General features: G+C 68.7%; 11 protein-coding genes and 3 pseudogenes. 8 read left to right on the top strand and 6 right to left on the bottom strand.

Features of this window, described 5'->3' with window-relative positions; genetic code table 11:
- The first annotated feature begins 531 nt into the window (after nt 1-531).
- Together LE548_RS46290 and LE548_RS42595 are read left to right on the top strand one after the other, a co-directional pair.
- The gene (locus LE548_RS46290; protein WP_308031097.1) at nt 532-729 is read left to right on the top strand and encodes a hypothetical protein; all 198 of its coding nucleotides are present in this window, start codon (nt 532-534) and stop codon (nt 727-729) included.
- Between the two features lie 254 nt (nt 730-983).
- Nucleotides 984-2,675 carry a rhamnogalacturonan lyase B N-terminal domain-containing protein gene (locus LE548_RS42595; protein WP_225102418.1) on the top strand — a complete coding sequence of 564 codons (1,692 nt, stop codon included), beginning with the start codon at nt 984-986 and terminating at the stop codon, nt 2,673-2,675.
- Nucleotides 2,676-2,808: 133 nt separating this feature from the next.
- On the opposite strand, the gene LE548_RS42590 is transcribed toward LE548_RS42595, so the two are convergent.
- Nucleotides 2,809-3,252, bottom strand: a complete 444-nt coding sequence (locus tag LE548_RS42590; RefSeq protein ID WP_225102417.1) for a carboxylesterase family protein — start codon at nt 3,250-3,252, stop codon at nt 2,809-2,811.
- A 73-nt stretch (nt 3,253-3,325) separates the two neighbouring features.
- A pseudogene (locus LE548_RS42585) lies at nt 3,326-4,351 on the bottom strand (carboxylesterase family protein); the annotation flags it as partial.
- On the opposite strand from LE548_RS42585, the gene LE548_RS42580 reads away from it, so the two are divergent.
- The 4 genes and pseudogenes from LE548_RS42580 (at nt 4,350) to rox (ending at nt 8,295) form a co-directional block, all read left to right on the top strand.
- Nucleotides 4,350-4,562, top strand: a complete 213-nt coding sequence (locus LE548_RS42580; protein ID WP_225102416.1) for a helix-turn-helix domain-containing protein — start codon at nt 4,350-4,352, stop codon at nt 4,560-4,562. The pseudogene LE548_RS42585 and the gene LE548_RS42580 sit on opposite strands and share 2 nt — an antisense overlap.
- Before the next feature lie 64 nt (nt 4,563-4,626).
- Nucleotides 4,627-5,711: pseudogene (locus LE548_RS42575) on the top strand (integrase core domain-containing protein).
- Nucleotides 5,712-5,862: 151 nt separating this feature from the next.
- On the top strand, nt 5,863-6,801 hold the full coding sequence (locus tag LE548_RS42570) for an RNA polymerase sigma-70 factor (protein WP_225102415.1): 939 nt from the start codon (nt 5,863-5,865) through the stop codon (nt 6,799-6,801).
- A 66-nt stretch (nt 6,802-6,867) separates the two neighbouring features.
- Entirely contained in the window at nt 6,868-8,295 is a 1,428-nt protein-coding gene (gene rox / locus LE548_RS42565; RefSeq protein WP_225102439.1) for a rifampin monooxygenase, read from the top strand.
- Nucleotides 8,296-8,642: 347 nt separating this feature from the next.
- Here the strand turns inward: rox and LE548_RS42560 are convergent, their stop codons facing one another.
- The 3 genes and pseudogenes from LE548_RS42560 to LE548_RS42550 form a co-directional block, all read right to left on the bottom strand.
- The gene (locus LE548_RS42560) at nt 8,643-8,792 is read right to left on the bottom strand and encodes a hypothetical protein (RefSeq protein ID WP_225102440.1); all 150 of its coding nucleotides are present in this window, start codon (nt 8,790-8,792) and stop codon (nt 8,643-8,645) included.
- A gap of 128 nt (nt 8,793-8,920) precedes the next feature.
- Nucleotides 8,921-9,256, bottom strand: a pseudogene (locus LE548_RS46855) (LLM class flavin-dependent oxidoreductase); the annotation flags it as partial.
- Nucleotides 9,257-9,431: 175 nt separating this feature from the next.
- Complete coding sequence (locus tag LE548_RS42550) at nt 9,432-9,782, bottom strand: NmrA family NAD(P)-binding protein (protein WP_225102414.1); 351 nt, start codon at nt 9,780-9,782, stop codon at nt 9,432-9,434.
- Between the two features lie 1,400 nt (nt 9,783-11,182).
- Between LE548_RS42550 and LE548_RS42545 the strand changes: the two genes are divergently transcribed.
- Both LE548_RS42545 and LE548_RS42540 read left to right on the top strand, forming a co-directional pair.
- On the top strand, nt 11,183-12,736 hold the full coding sequence (locus LE548_RS42545) for a phage/plasmid primase, P4 family (RefSeq protein WP_225102413.1): 1,554 nt from the start codon (nt 11,183-11,185) through the stop codon (nt 12,734-12,736).
- Between the two features lie 130 nt (nt 12,737-12,866).
- Complete coding sequence (locus LE548_RS42540; RefSeq protein ID WP_225102412.1) at nt 12,867-13,262, top strand: DUF6009 family protein; 396 nt, start codon at nt 12,867-12,869, stop codon at nt 13,260-13,262.
- Between the two features lie 305 nt (nt 13,263-13,567).
- On the opposite strand, the gene LE548_RS42535 is transcribed toward LE548_RS42540, so the two are convergent.
- Nucleotides 13,568-14,236: a response regulator transcription factor gene (locus LE548_RS42535; RefSeq protein WP_225102411.1), complete on the bottom strand. Its 669-nt coding sequence runs from the start codon at nt 14,234-14,236 to the stop codon at nt 13,568-13,570.
- Nucleotide 14,237: the final 1 nt, after the last annotated feature.

Raw genomic sequence — 14,237 nt, 5'->3', positions numbered from 1 at the left:
CTACCGCCCGAACTGCAGCGCCGCGATACCGAGCAGACGACAGCAGCCTCGAACAGGCACACAAAGGCACTGGACCGGCCGCTCGTGACGACTGCCCGATCGGCCGAGCCATTTCATCGGTGCCGCGGCATGGCCGTACTCGCCTGCCGGTCAGGGAAAGAGGCAAAGGGTTGTTCAAGGCGGCAACCTTTGCGGCTGTCCCGGTCACTGGTGGATGTCACTCGTCCTTCCCGGAAGGAACATCCTGGTGTCCCTTCAGTCCCACCGGCGCCCTCGTACCGCCCGTCGTACGACGTTGGCGCTCGGCGCCATCATCGCCGCAACTCGCCGGCCACGCCACCCTCTACAGCATCGCCCAGCGGCCGCGTCCCGATGCGATCGAGGCAAGCTACATCTATCCGTACGGCGGCTACCACTACCTGTTCGTTTCCTTCGACCGCTGCTGCAGCGGCACCTCCAGCACCTACCGGATCATGGTCGTGCCGCGCCACCAGCCCCACCGGCCCCTACCCCAACGCGCACGGCGTTGCCATGACCTCCGGCGGCGGCACCCAATTCCTGGGCACGCACGGCTACGTGATCGGCCCCGGCGGGCAGACCGTCATGCACGACTCCGACGGCGACATGCTCGTCTACCACTACTACGACGCCAACCTCAACGGAACCGCTCAGCTCGGACTCAACCACCTGCCGTGGACGTCCAGCGGCTGGCCGACGGTCGTCCGGTGAAGCACGCCGGAAACTCGCGAACTCTCAGCCGGGGATCGCTCGGTCATGGGCGGTGCTCAAAATGCCGCCGCAGCCGGACTGCTCCCGGCCGGAGCCTGGGACAAGGCCCCCCAAGGGGCTGTCCACGCTGGTCGAGCGCCGTATGGCGATCACCTCGCACCACGACGCCGACGGCGGTGCCCCAACTGAGGAAACTCCGCGCCTGACAGCCGCTCCAGCCTCATCCCTCAGCAACGTTACGAATGGAAGCAGTCATGCCCCAGCACGCTCGCCGACCCCTCACCCGCCGTGACGTCCTGCTCAGAACCGCCGCCGGAGGACTCGTCGCCGGCGCGGGCGCCGCGGTCGCGGGGCCTCTCCTCGCGCACGCCGACGCGGCGCCCAGCACCTTCGGCTACCATGACGACGGCCGCGCCTATGTGATCACCACCGGCGCCGACCTCGTCCTCAAAGTCGACCACCGCAACGGCGACCTGACCAGCCTGGTCTACAAGGGCACCGAGTACCAGGGCTACAACGGCCAGAACTCCCAGGTCGAGACGGGCCTCGGCGCCTCCTCGGTGAGCATCCGCACCACCGGCGACACCATCCTCGTCACCGTCGTCCACGGCACGATGCACCACTACTACGCCGTCCGCCGCGGCGAGAACAACGTCTACATGTGGACGAACAAGGCGGACGCCTCCATCACCGCCACCCGTTACATCGTGCGCGTGCGGCCCGGCCTGTTCCCCAACGACAACCCGGACTCCTGGGACGCCCGCACCGACACCCTCATCGAGGCACACGACATCCGCCGCAAGCCCAACGGCACCACCCGCTCCAAGCACTACTCCAACCAGCGCGTCATCGACTACACCCACGTCGGCTGGAGCGACGGCAAGGTGGGCATGTGGATGGTGCGCAGCAACCACGAGAAGGCGTCCGGCGGCCCCTTCTACCGCTCCCTCATGCGCCACCACTACGAGGACGGCGCCGGCCTCTACGAGATCCTCTACTACGGCGAGAACCAGACCGAGCCGATGCGCTTCGGCCTCCAGGGCCCGTACATCCTCTCCTTCACCGACGGCGGCGCCCCCTCCCCCGCACTGCACCACGACCGCGTCGACACCTCCTGGGTCGACAGCCTCGGCCTGGCCGGCTGGGTCGGCCGCAGCGGACGGGGACGGATCACCGGCGTCGGCATCACCGGCCGTGACAGCGCCTACGCCTACACCGTCGGCTTCGCCAACTCCGCCGCCCACTACTGGGCGAGCGCCGATCCGGCCACCGGCCGCTTCCTGTCTCCGTACATGCTGCCGGGCACCTACACGCTCACCGTCTACAAGGAGGAACTGGCGGTACACACCGCCAGTGTCACCGTCACCGCCGGGAAGACGACCTCCCTGCACACCATGGCGATCACCGACGACCCCAGCGCCAAGGCCACGATCTGGCGGATCGGCGACTGGAGCGGCACACCGCGCGGCTTCAAGAACGCCTCCCTGATGACCACCATGCACCCCTCCGACGCCCGGGCCAGGCCCTGGACCGGCGGCATCCACACCGTGGGAAGCTCCCACGTCACGGACTTCCCCTGCTATCAGTGGGCGGACATCAACGACGGCCTGAAGATCCGGTTCAAGCTGACAGCACAGCAGTTGGCCTCCGGGCACACACTGAACATCGGCATCACCACGGCGTTCGCGAACGGCAGGCCGCGCATCACCGTCAACGACTGGGCATCCGCCCTCCCCGCACCCGCCAAGGAACCCACGACCCGTTCCCTCACCGTCGGCTCGTACCGGGGCACCAACCACACCTACAGCTACACCGTCCCGGCGTCCGCCTGGATCAAATCAGCCGACACATACCAGGAGTTGACGATCCACATCGTCAGCGGCTCCGGCGGCAGCGCCTACCTCAGCCCCGGAGTGTCGTACGACGTGGTCGAACTCCTGCCCTGACGGTCGACACCCGCCCCCTCGTCAGGCCCTGTGATGACCGTGGCGGCGGCCCGTGAGCGGTCGACCGGCAGTAACCCGGCCCAGTGAGGGATGGTCGGCTTGCGGAAGACGTGCTTCACGACCGTCCCGTCTCTCAGCCGAAGCGACGGATGCGGGCGGCGGTCGCGGGGACGTAGGGCAGCCAGTCGCGGATCTTTCCGGCGGTGACGAACTCGGCGACGACGGTCGCGAATTCGCGGCCCAGGACGCGCTGGGCGTCACCGGCCCCGGCAAGGACGGGGCTGTCGGGGTAGGCGTCAAAGGTGTCGAAGAGGAAAGGCAGTTCGGCGCAATGGGTGGCGCCCAGGGCGTACAGGTCCTCGGCGGGGGCGTAGTCGAACTGGTAGACGTAGGTGGTGTTGCCGCCGGCCGCATGGTGGTCGGCGATCTGAAGCGAGCCGTCGCGGAAGAGGCCGTCGGTCTGCACCGCGGTGAAGATCTGCGCCGGTGTCGCCTGCGGGAGACGGGCGGAGTGCTGCTGGTAGACGTCCTGGGGCGGCCTGCTGGCCGAGGTGGGCGGTGAGCACGTCCAGGGCACCGGCGGTGGTGAGCTTCTGGATGCGGGGGTCGAAGGCGAAGAAGGCCGTCGCCTCGTCGCGGGTGGTGCCGATCAGCAGCTGCTTGCCCTCCAGGGCGCCGTCCGCGAGCGCCTGTTGCCGGGGGCGGGGCATGCCCGGGGCACCGAGGACCGGGTACATCAGCGGGGCCGTGTTGCCGGGGACGGCGAGCTGGACGGAGAGGCGGCCGTAGGCGTCCAGCAGCTGCTCGGCCGGCAGGGCGCGGAGGGCCTTCACGGTGTCCGCGCCGTCCGGGATGCCCAGCAGGCGCAGATAGGCGTCGGCGTTCTCGGCGGCCTGGTGCGGGTCCTGCGGGTTCAGACCGAAGGGGCCGCTCTGCAGCAGCACCCGGGTAATGGATCCGTTCGTTGCGGGGTCGAGGGCGAGCATCAGGGCGGAGTAGGCCCCGGCGGACTGCCCGCCGACGGTGACGGCGCGCGGATCGCCGCCGAAGGAGGCGATGTTGTCCTGGACCCAGCGCAGTACGGCAGCCTGGTCCTGGGGGCCGAGGTTGGCCGCCCCGATCTGCGGAAGGTGCAGGTAACCCAGCGGCCCCACACGATAGTTGGCGGTGACGACCACGATGTCGCCCAGGGCGGCAAGACGGCTGCCGCCGTACCAGTCCCAGCCGCCGGAGCCGCTGGTGAAGCCGCCGCCGTGCCACCAGACCAGAACCGGGCGGACCGCGCCGTCCTTGAGCGCCCGGCGCGGGGTGAAGACGTTGACGGTCAGGCTGCCGTCCTCGTTCCAGTCCGGCACGCGCAGCCCCTGTACCCGCTCCAGCCGGGAGGCCGCCTGCGGCACGGACGGGCCGGCCTGTGCCGCATCCCGTACGTCCGTCCAGCCCGGGTGCGGCTGCGGCGGCGCGAACCGCAGCTCGCCGACCGGCGACGCGGCGTAGGGAATGCCTCGGAAGGAGCTCGCCTCGCCCTCCGCGATGCCCCTACCTTGCCGCGGTCGGTGTCCACGACCGCGTGCTCGATACCGGTCATCGCGCTCACCTGCTCTCTCTCGTCTCGGTTCTGAGGTTTGCGCTTCGGGGTGACGCGGCTTCAGCGGGCGGGTGTATTCCGGTGGCATGAGGTATCCCGATGGGGGTGGCCTGACCGCGATGGAGCGGGCCCGGCGGGAGCGGGTGCGGTTCCAGGCTGCCGAGATGTTCAGGGCTGGCCTGAAGCCGCCGCAGGTCGCGCGGGCGTTACGGGTGTCGCGGAAGTCCGCGTATGCCTGGCACGCCGCCTGGCAAAGAGGCGGCACGGACGCCCTGCGCTCCAAGGTGTGGGGCTCGTAAAGTCATCGCTGCAGGTGGGAGGTCGCGTGTGGGACCCCTTGGCGGTGGCTGGGATGCTGTATCAGTGATCGTCTCGCTGCTGTACCGGGCCACCCGGGCGATGCTGTCCGTGCCTGCGGTCCTGCTGCGCCGGGACACGGCCAAGGACGCCGAACTGCTGGTGCTGCGGCACGAGAACGCGGTGCTGCGACGGCAACTCGCCGGTCCGGTCCGCTACGAGCCCGCGGACCGGTTCTGGCTGGCCGCGTTGTCGTCGCTGATACCGCGTCGGCGCTGGAGCTGTGTCTTCCCGGTCAGGCCGGGGACGCTGCTGGCCTGGCACCGCGGGCTGATCGCCAAGAAGTGGGACTACGCCGGCCGACGCCGCACCGGCCGCCCTCCCACGGCCGCTGCGCTCCGGAAGCTGGTTGTGCGTCTGGCAGAGGAGAACCCGCGGTGGGGCCACCGGCGGAGCCAGGGTGAGCTGGCCAGGCTGGGGCATCCGATCGCACCGTCCACGGTGTGGGAAATTCTGCACGCGGCCGGCATTGGCCCGGCCCCTCGCCGTATCGGCCCGAGCTGGAGCGAATTCCTCACCGCCCAGGCCGAGGGGATCATCGCGGAGCGGACTTTTTCCACGTGGACACGATCACCGGCAGGCGGCTGTACGCGCTGGCGTTCCTCGAACACAGCACCCGTCGGCTCCACATCACCGGCGTCACTGCTCACCCCACTGCGCAGTGGGCGGCCCAGCAGGCCCGCAATCTGATCGCCGACCTCGGCGCACGCGTCGAGTCGCTCCGCTTCGTTCTTCGCGACCGCGACAGCAAGTACACCAACTCCTTCGACGCCGTCTTCGAGGCCGAAGACATGGACGTGCTGTTCAACGCGCCACAGGCGCCGCGCATGAACGCCCACTGCGAGCGAGTGATCGGCACGATCCGGCGCGAGGTCCTCGACCACATCCTGATCACGAACGAAGCCCACGCCCACCAGGTCCTCGCCGAGTACCAGGAGCACTACAACACGCATCGGCCACACCGATCACGAGACCAACGACCACCCGAACCCCGGGAACAGCCAGCGGTATTGCGCGATCGTGTGCCCCGCAGGCCCCTGCGCACCCGCGTCCTCAGCGGGGTCATCAACGAGTACCGATACACAGCTTGAGCTGCAGCGATGACTTTGCGAGCCCCACAGGCCCAAGCGGCGTGACAGCGCAGCCATGTGACTCACGTCACTGTCGACGGGTGTCACGCGACCTGCGGGGTCGGCGTCTCGTGTATGGCAATACGAAGATCCGGAACGGATGGAGCCGGTGATGAGCGAGCGCAGCGACCGAACCCTGGACGGCGACGAGCCGCAGTTGGAAGGCGGGCGTGCCGATCAGGCCACCGAGTCGTTCATCGCCAACCGGAACCTGTTGTTCACCGTCGCCTACGAGATGCTCGGCTCGGCCGCCGACGCCGAGGACGTCCTGCAGGAGACCTGGATGCGGTGGGTGAAGGTCGACCAGGACGCCGTGCAGGAACCGCGCGCGTATCTGGTCCGGGTCACCACCCGCCAGGCGCTGACGCGGTTGCGTACGCTCCGCCGGCGCAAGGAGTCCTACGTCGGTCCCTGGCTGCCCGAGCCGCTGTTGACCGCGCCGGACGTGGCCGAGGACGTCGAGCTGGCCGAGGGCGTCTCGATGGCGATGCTACTGGTGATGGAGACGCTCCATCCGACCGAGCGTGCGGTGTTCGTGCTGCGGGAGGTGTTCGGTCTGGACTACGACGAGATCGCCGAGGCCGTGGACAAGAACACGGTCACCGTCCGGCAGATCGCGCACCGGGCCCGGAACCATGTCGCGGCTCGGCGACCGCGTGCTGCCGTGTCCCAGGCCCAGAACCGCGCGGCGCTGCTGGCCTTCCAACGAGCGGTCGAAACAGGTGACCTGCAGAGTCTTCTCGATCAGCTCGCCCCGGACGTGGTGTTCTTGAGCGACGGCGGCGGAGCCGTCCAGGCCGCGCTGGAGCCGATCGTGGGGGCCGACCCGGTCGCTGCCTTGTTGACGGCGGGGCTGGGCAGGATCGCGGGCACCGCGTCGGTGAAGTCGGCGCAGATCAACGGCCACCCGGCACTGATCATGCGGATCGGCGGGCAGGTCGAGGGCGTCCTGGCGATGCGGACCGAGGGCGGACTGATCACCGGACTGTATTTCGTGCGCAATCCCGAGAAGCTGTCGCGCCTGGAGCAGGAGACCGCGCTGCGCCGCTGAACTCACACCTCAAGCGGTGAGGAGCCCCGCTGCCCGAAGTACACCTTGTGGAAAGTGAGGGACTTGATGATCGGCGTGATCGTTGCCGGCGCCGGACCGACCGGCTTGATGCTGGCCGCCGAGTTGCGGCTGCACGGCGTGCATGTGCTCGTGCTGGAGAAGGACGCGGAGCCGACCAGGCAGGTCCGTGCGCTCGGTCTGCACGTGCGCAGCATCGAGGTGATGGACCAGCGCGGTCTGCTGGACCGGTTCCTCGCCCTCGGCAAGCAGTACCCGATCGGTGGTTCGTTCGCCGGCATCCGAAAGCCGGCACCGCAACGGCTGGACACCGCACACCCCTACATCCTCGGCATCCCGCAGACCGCCACCGAGCGCCTGCTGACCGAGCACGCCACCGAGCTCGGTACCGAGATCCGGCGCGGCTGCGAACTGGTCGGGTTGAGCCAGGACGACCACGGGGTGACCGCCGAGCTGGCCGACGGCACCCGACTGCGCTCGCGTTACCTCGTCGGCTGCGACGGCGGCCGCAGCACCGTGCGCAAGCTGCTCGGGGTCGGCTTCCCCGGTGAGCCTGCCGAAGCCGAGTGGCTGCTGGGCGAAGTGGAGGTGGCCGCCCCGCAGGAGACGCTGACTGCCGTTGCGGCCGAACTCGGCACGGCGGACCTGCGGTTCGGCCCCGCCCCCCACGAGGAAGGGGTGTACCGGTTCGTCGTGCGCGCCGAGAACGCGGCCGAGGACCGCCGCGTCCCGCCGACCCTCGATGAGTTCACCGGGCGGCTACGGGAGATCGCCGCAACCGACTTCGGCGTGCACTCACCCCGCTTCCTGTCCCGCTTCGGCGACGCCACCCGGCTGGCCGAGCGCTACCGGGTCGGCCGGGTCCTGCTGGCCGGCGACGCGGCGCACATCCACCCACCGCTGGGCGGGCAGGGCCTCAACCTCGGCATCCAGGAGGCATTCAACCTCGGCTGGAAACTGGCCGCCGAAGTGGACGGCTGGGCACCCGAAGGACTGTTGGACAGCTACCACGCCGAACGGCACCCGGTAGCCGCCGCCGTGCTCGACAACACCCGCGCCCAGAGCGAACTGCTCTCCCCCGAGCCGGGCCCCCAGGCCGTGCGTCAGCTGGTGTCGGAACTGATGGACTTCGAGGAAGTGAACCGCTACCTGATCGAGAAGATCACCGCGATCGGCGTCCGCTACGACTTCGGCGACGGCCACCCACTGCTCGGCCGCAGGCTGCGCGACGTGCAGTTGAAGCAGGGCCGCCTCTACGAGCTGATGCACGGCGGCCGTGGGCTGCTGCTCGACCAGACCGGCCGCCTCTCGGTAGCGGGCTGGGCAGACCGGGTCGACCATGTCGCCGACGGCAGCGAGGAACTCGACGTACCCGCCGTGCTGCTGCGGCCGGACGGCCACGCGGCATGGGTCGGCGAAGACCAGCAGGACCTGCTCAGCCGCCTGCCCCAATGGTTCGGAACTCCCGTCAGATGAGCACGCGCACCAGGCCCGAAGCCTCCCGAAAGCCCAGGCCCGTCGCCGACGGGGCTCAGTCGACCAAATCCACGTGCGAAACAAGCCGGAGCGGCTCAAGCAGGGATGACGGCTGGCGGGCATGGGCCCTCCGGCATGGGCACGATGGCAGGAACAGCGGCACCCGGGCTGTGCCTGCGCGGCACAGGGCATGAAGCGGTTCCTCGACCAGGTCGGACACCGCTCAGGCATGCTGCAGCGTGGAGCCGCGGTCTTACTGCGGCTCCCACGTGGACGGATCCGGTCAGGGCAGCAGGTGGGTGGCCATTGTTCCCACTGGCGGATGGGGGCGATGCCCGGTGTGGGGGTCAGGAGGCGGAGGCCGACGTGGTTGGCTCCGGCTGGGTGATGGCCAACAGGGCATCGTTTCCGAGGACGGTCCTGGCGGTGCGGGTGTACTCGATGGGCATGCCCAGCACCGTTGCGCCCCGGGCGCGTTCGGCGGCAAGGATGAGCATGTCGGAACGCAGGGCCGCGAGTACGCGGCGCGGTGATGCGGCAGTGCCGGGTGGCCCGAACGGGGCGGTGTCCAGCGCGTCGAGGTAGGAGCGCGTGGTGGCCAGGGGGGACCGAAGTGATGGCCGCGGATGTCCTCGGCGAGGCTGGGGTGGCTGTCCCACAGGCCGAGCAGGAACCGTCCGGGGAATGCCTCGTCCAGGGTGCGCTGCGCGGCGGCGGCCGTGACCGAGTCGCGGGCGTAGATGTCGGTCATGCCGGCGGCCACGGTCATGTGCCGGGTGGCCGACAGGAGGATCGCGGCCTGCGCCATGGTCTCCCGTCCCGTGGTCTCGGGGAACCACAGGGTGCCGTAGCCGAGGTCCTCGATCGCGGCGGCGGCCTTACAGAGCTCGGATGCGGGAAGGTGGTCGAAGTCCCCCGCCCGGATCCCGATGCGTCCGAGGCCGTGGGTGCGGGCGCTCACACGTCCTGCCCTGCGATGCGCGTGGAGTCGAGAAAAGCGGCGATCTGGCACGCGCCGGTGCGCTCCAGCCAGGTGCCGAACTCCATCGCGGCGGGGTGGATTTTCCGGGTGGCGGGAATGTCCGCGCGGTAGCCGAATGCGTTGAGCCACTCGTTGGCGTAGGCGAAGTCCTCGTTCAGGGCCCGGATCGCGTCGATCGGGATCTGGAAGTAGGGCAGCGGTATGCCGAGGGCCTTCCCGATGCCGCGGCGATCTGAACCGGTGTGAGCTCGTCCCCGGCCAGGGAGACCTCCCGGCCGATCCACTTCTTCGGCCGGGAGAACGCCAGCGCGGCGACGGCGCCGGCATCGTCGACGGCCATGATCTGATGCGGGACCTCCGGCGCAAGCCCGGTGGACAGATTTCCGTTCCGCAGCGCGTATCCGCCGGTGGAGTTCTCCATGAAGGACACCGGCCTGAGGATCGTCGCGGGCAGGCTGAGCGCGGCGATGTGCTGCTCGATCCGCCACTTGCCGACCAGGTTCACCGGAACGGGGCGCCCGACTTCAGCCTCGCTGACCTCTCGCAAACCGACCGCACGGACGTGTACGTAGCCGGGCAGCACACTGTCACTCCCGACCAGCGCACCGCCAAAGCCAAGGCACCCCTCCACCCTGGGCCTGACAAGCGTGCTCTTCAGCCACGTCCCGGCAGGAAGCTAGCTCTGTCTGCGTCGCGAGCGCACCGGCGCGATAGCTGTCGTGCACATCGTGCCTACCGACTCCACGAGCGACGGGGCGACAGGGCGACGATGGAACATGACTACTGCCGCAGCACGTCAGCCACCCCCACGGGTCCGGGCCGGCACCGTACATCCGGTATCACCGCCACGACAGGTAGTGGGACCACCGGCACTAACGGAACGAGCGGAGGTTTTCATCTCGGGCGGCACCAGCGGCTGACTCGTCTGCTCACCAGCAAGACTCTCCCGAAGGGGTACGGCTGCGGTGACGGTGGGGCGGACTGTTCAAAAAGCCGTGGCCGGGGCGCGTGGGTGCTGGGGGCCTTCGCCGGCCCCCAGACCCCCGCTGCCCCGGCACTCGCCGACGCGAACCTGCATCGTCGTGGTGCGGATCCGTGCGCGTCGGCGAGCACCGGGGTCGTGGTCGAGGTGTCCGCCCGGCGGGGGTACGGCAGGGTGACTGAACGCCGGTGTTGCGGGTGACGGCCTCAGCACCACCTGTACGACGCCATCCCTCTGTGCCGTTGGAGCGCGCGAGACGGTTGCGGGACTGACCGAGCCGTTGAGTCCCGCTTCAGTCCCGCAGAGAAAATGCCTGGTCAGAGGCCTAACGGGTTCCTGTACGGGACTGACGGGACTCAGCTTGCTAGTTATGCCGATCAGGCGCGCGCGTATGCGCGCGTACGTACTTCTGTAGTACTACCTATGCTGTGCAGCTTATATATAGGACCTTGAGTCCCGTCAGTCCCGTGATCCACAGATTGCATGCTCTGACCTGCTCTTTTGCCAGCGGGACTGAAGCGGGACCAAAGGGAGGGCCAGTCCCGGCAGGTCGTCTCGCTTTCCGTTGGGCAGGGTTCGGACGGGGCTGACGGGACTGAATGTTCGACACGCCACGCTGCGTGTGCTGCCTCGGCGAGGTGTGCGCTAGCCTCTGATCGCAAACGGAAGCTTCAGTCCCGTCAGTCCCGTTGGGTCCGTCCTTGTGGCGGGTCGCGGTCCAACGGACACAGTTCCGTGGGGGTTGACCCCCAGGTGAAGAAGATCAGTGAGGACAAGGACTCTCCAGTGCCCGGCCAGTTTGCGGCAGGCTCGTCAGGCCCCCAAGGCGTCCGCTGCGGTCGAAATGTGGGCGAGTGCCGCAGTCGTACCAGATGCGCTTCCGTGACTGGCCTTTTCCACCCGCGCTTTGACGAGGGACGCACATGAGCAGCCCCGAGTCGGCGCACTTCGACGCCGCGGCCGTCGCCGGACAGATCCGCCAGACGACCTTCGACCTCGGCCTGCGTGCAGATCAGGCGATTCTGCCCGCGCAGGCAGGAGGTGACGGGGCCCGACCAGTTGCTCCGGCAGGCCTGTTGCCGGACGAGCTGACAGACCGGGGTAACGCCAAGCTGTTCGCGCGCCTGTACGGCGACCGCTTCCGGCACGTCGAGGGCCTGGGCTGGTACTCGTGGGACGAGTACCGGTGGAAACGCACCGGTGGGGAGAAGGGCGCGATGTGGGCGGCCGGCGACATGGCCGAGCAGATGCCGCGCACCGACCCGCGCGGAGCTTTCAGCGACCGCGAGGTGGCCGCGCACCGCCGTCGCACCCAATCCACCTCAGGCGTGAAAGCCTTGCTTCAGCAGGCACAGGCTGCCCCGGGACTCAGTCTCGACCCGGACTCCATGGACGGGGACATGTACGCCCTGTGCACTCCGGGCGGCGTCGTCGACCTGCGCACCGGTGAACTGCGCAAGCCCGACCCGCTGGCGGACATGCACTCACGTGCTACCACCGTCGGCCCGGAAGACATGCCTCTGCCCCGGTGGCGCAGCTTCCTGCGCGACACGTTCGGCGACGACGCCAAGGGCCAGGAAACGATCGGTTTCCTGCACCTGCTGCTCGGCTACTCGGTCACCGGGGACGTGGGCGCCCAGATCCTGCCGTTCCTCTACGGATCCGGAGCCAACGGCAAGTCCGTGCTGCTTGAGGTGATGATGCAGATTCTCGGGGACTATGCCAACGCTGCCCCGCCCGGCTTCCTGATGGAGAAGGGGAAGTTCACCGAGCACAGCACCGAGCTGACCGAGCTGCACGGCCGGCGCATCGTGGTGTGCTCCGAACTGAAGCCGAACGACAAGTTCAACGAGGCCCGGGTCAAGCTGCTCACGGGCGGCGACACCATCACCGCGCGCCGCATGCGTCAGGACTTCTTCACCTTCCGGCCCACGCACAAGCTGTGGCTTCTGGGGAACCACCGGCCCGAAGTGGGCACCGGTGGCTACGCGTTCTGGCGCCGCATGCGGATCATCCCCTTCGAGCGGAAGGTTCCCGACGAACTCAAGATCGACAATCTTGCTCAGGAACTCGTCCGTGACGAAGGCCCCGGCATCCTGCACTGGCTCGTCCAGGGCGCCCAGAAGTACCTCGCCACCAGGGACCCGCTCCACGGACCGGCCAGCGTACGGCTGGCCACCGAAGCCTATGAGAAGACCGAGGACCACATCGGCCGGTTCATCGCCGAGCGGTGCACCAAGGGGGCGGGTGGGCAGCCCAATCCCGAGCTGAGGGTCGAGCAGAAGCTTCTCTATGAGTCCTATGGCCGCTGGTGCTCGGACGAAGGGATCCGTCCGGCCACGAGCCGTGCTTTCGCCAGCCGTATCCGTCAGGAACTCGGCCTGGCCTCCCCAGCTGAAATGATCAAGAACAACGACCGCAAGCTCTACCCTGGCCTGGCCCTTCTGGCCGATGCTGCGGCAGAGCCCGACGGATGACGCCCCGGTCAGAGTCCGACAACCGCCTGTTCAGGACTCTTGCGATAATTGCCAGAACCAGACGACCAGCGGTGAGCGTGCCGCACGATCCGGCCAGGGGCCGGCCCACGGGACAGGAGGGTCTGCGGCCATGAGCTCGATGCTGCAAGACAGCCAGCTCACCGACGAATCCGAAGTGGTCTGGATCGAGGACCCGGAGAACCTCGACTACGTCCGGCAGGCCCTCGACAAGGTGCCCACCCGCAGAGGCAAGCCCCGCTATTCGCGCGACGGCCGCCTCATCGGCTACACCAACCTCCAGCCGGGCGCTGCCAGCGACCCCGACTCCGGTCTCTTCGCTCGCCGTGCGTTCTTCCTCCTGCCCCACGACCGCGACAAGCAGCCTGACGGGCCTTACTCGGTAGGCGCCCCGGGCGAAGCCGTCGACCCCCGTACCATCGAGCCGGGCAAGGTCGGCGCCAAGACGCCACGCTCGCAGAAGACTGCGGAGATAGCAGCAGCCGGCAGGCAAGCGACGTCGGCGTGACCGCGCGACACGGGACTGACGGGACCGACCCGTCAAGATGGCCGCGAGCCGTCCGAAGAAGCATTCCGGCTCCGGTGGGGCTGCATGCTGATCTTTCAGTCCCGTCAGTCCCGTGATGGCTTGGATGGCGGGCTGACCTGCCCACTTCTCGTTGTCGGCGGCAGCAAGCAGGTCGGTCGGGTCTGGTCAACAAGTGTGTCGCGCTGGAATCCCTCATGGTGCCCGAGCATGACCGCCACAGCCGCAGCAGCGACATCACGCTCGTCCACGGCTGCTGTCTGCGGAATGAGGGTCGTGAGGGCGAATCATCCGGGCTGGACGAGCCGGGTCTCGTAGGCGAAGACCACTGCCTGGACGCGGTCCCGCAGCTCCAGCTTGAGCAGAATGCGGCTGACGTGCGTCTTGACCGTCGCCTCAGCCAGTTGGAGCGCCTCGGCGATCTCCGAGTTGGACAGGCCCAGGCCCACCTGGGTGAGGACCTCGCGTTCACGAGCGGTGATGCGGTCCAGTCGGTCGTCCTGGCGGACGCCCCCGCCGGACTGGGTGGGGAGCTGGTGGGCGAAGTTCTCCAGCAGGAGCCGGGTGATACGGGGCGCGACGACCGCGTCGCCGGCGGCCACACAGCGGATCGCGGCCAGGAGTTCCTCGGGCAGCGCGTTCTTCAGCAGGAAGCCGGAGGCTCCGGCGCGCAGTCCGGCGAAGGCGTACTCGTCGAGGTCGAAGGTGGTCAGGATCAGTACCTTCGCCTCGGGGCACTGCGTCACGATCCGCCCGGTGGCCTCGATGCCGTCCACCCCCGGCATCCGCACGTCCATCAGGACCACGTCGGGACGCAGTTCACGGGTCAGGCGCACGGCCTCGGCACCGTCGCCGGCCTCGCCGACGGCCGCCATGTCGGCCTGCGCCTCCAGCACCATGGAGAACGCCATGCGCAACAGCGGTTCGTCGTCGACGAGGAGAACTCTGATCGTCATG

Source organism: Streptomyces sp. CoH27 (assembly GCF_020181035.1).
GTDB lineage: Bacteria > Actinomycetota > Actinomycetes > Streptomycetales > Streptomycetaceae > Streptomyces > Streptomyces camelliae.
The sequence above is the reverse complement of the archived record's forward strand: the minus strand, read 5'-3'. Positions and strand labels throughout refer to the sequence as shown.

Coding starts and splice junctions, on each gene's coding strand:
- LE548_RS46290 (WP_308031097.1), top strand. CDS start 532: ATGACCTCCGGCGGCGGCACCCAATTCCTGGGCACGCACGGCTACGTG.
- LE548_RS42595 (WP_225102418.1), top strand. CDS start 984: ATGCCCCAGCACGCTCGCCGACCCCTCACCCGCCGTGACGTCCTGCTC.
- LE548_RS42580 (WP_225102416.1), top strand. CDS start 4,350: ATGAGGTATCCCGATGGGGGTGGCCTGACCGCGATGGAGCGGGCCCGG.
- LE548_RS42570 (WP_225102415.1), top strand. CDS start 5,863: ATGAGCGAGCGCAGCGACCGAACCCTGGACGGCGACGAGCCGCAGTTG.
- rox (WP_225102439.1), top strand. CDS start 6,868: ATGATCGGCGTGATCGTTGCCGGCGCCGGACCGACCGGCTTGATGCTG.
- LE548_RS42560 (WP_225102440.1), bottom strand. CDS start 8,792: ATGCTCATCCTTGCCGCCGAACGCGCCCGGGGCGCAACGGTGCTGGGC.
- LE548_RS42545 (WP_225102413.1), top strand. CDS start 11,183: ATGAGCAGCCCCGAGTCGGCGCACTTCGACGCCGCGGCCGTCGCCGGA.
- LE548_RS42540 (WP_225102412.1), top strand. CDS start 12,867: ATGAGCTCGATGCTGCAAGACAGCCAGCTCACCGACGAATCCGAAGTG.
- LE548_RS42535 (WP_225102411.1), bottom strand. CDS start 14,236: ATGACGATCAGAGTTCTCCTCGTCGACGACGAACCGCTGTTGCGCATG.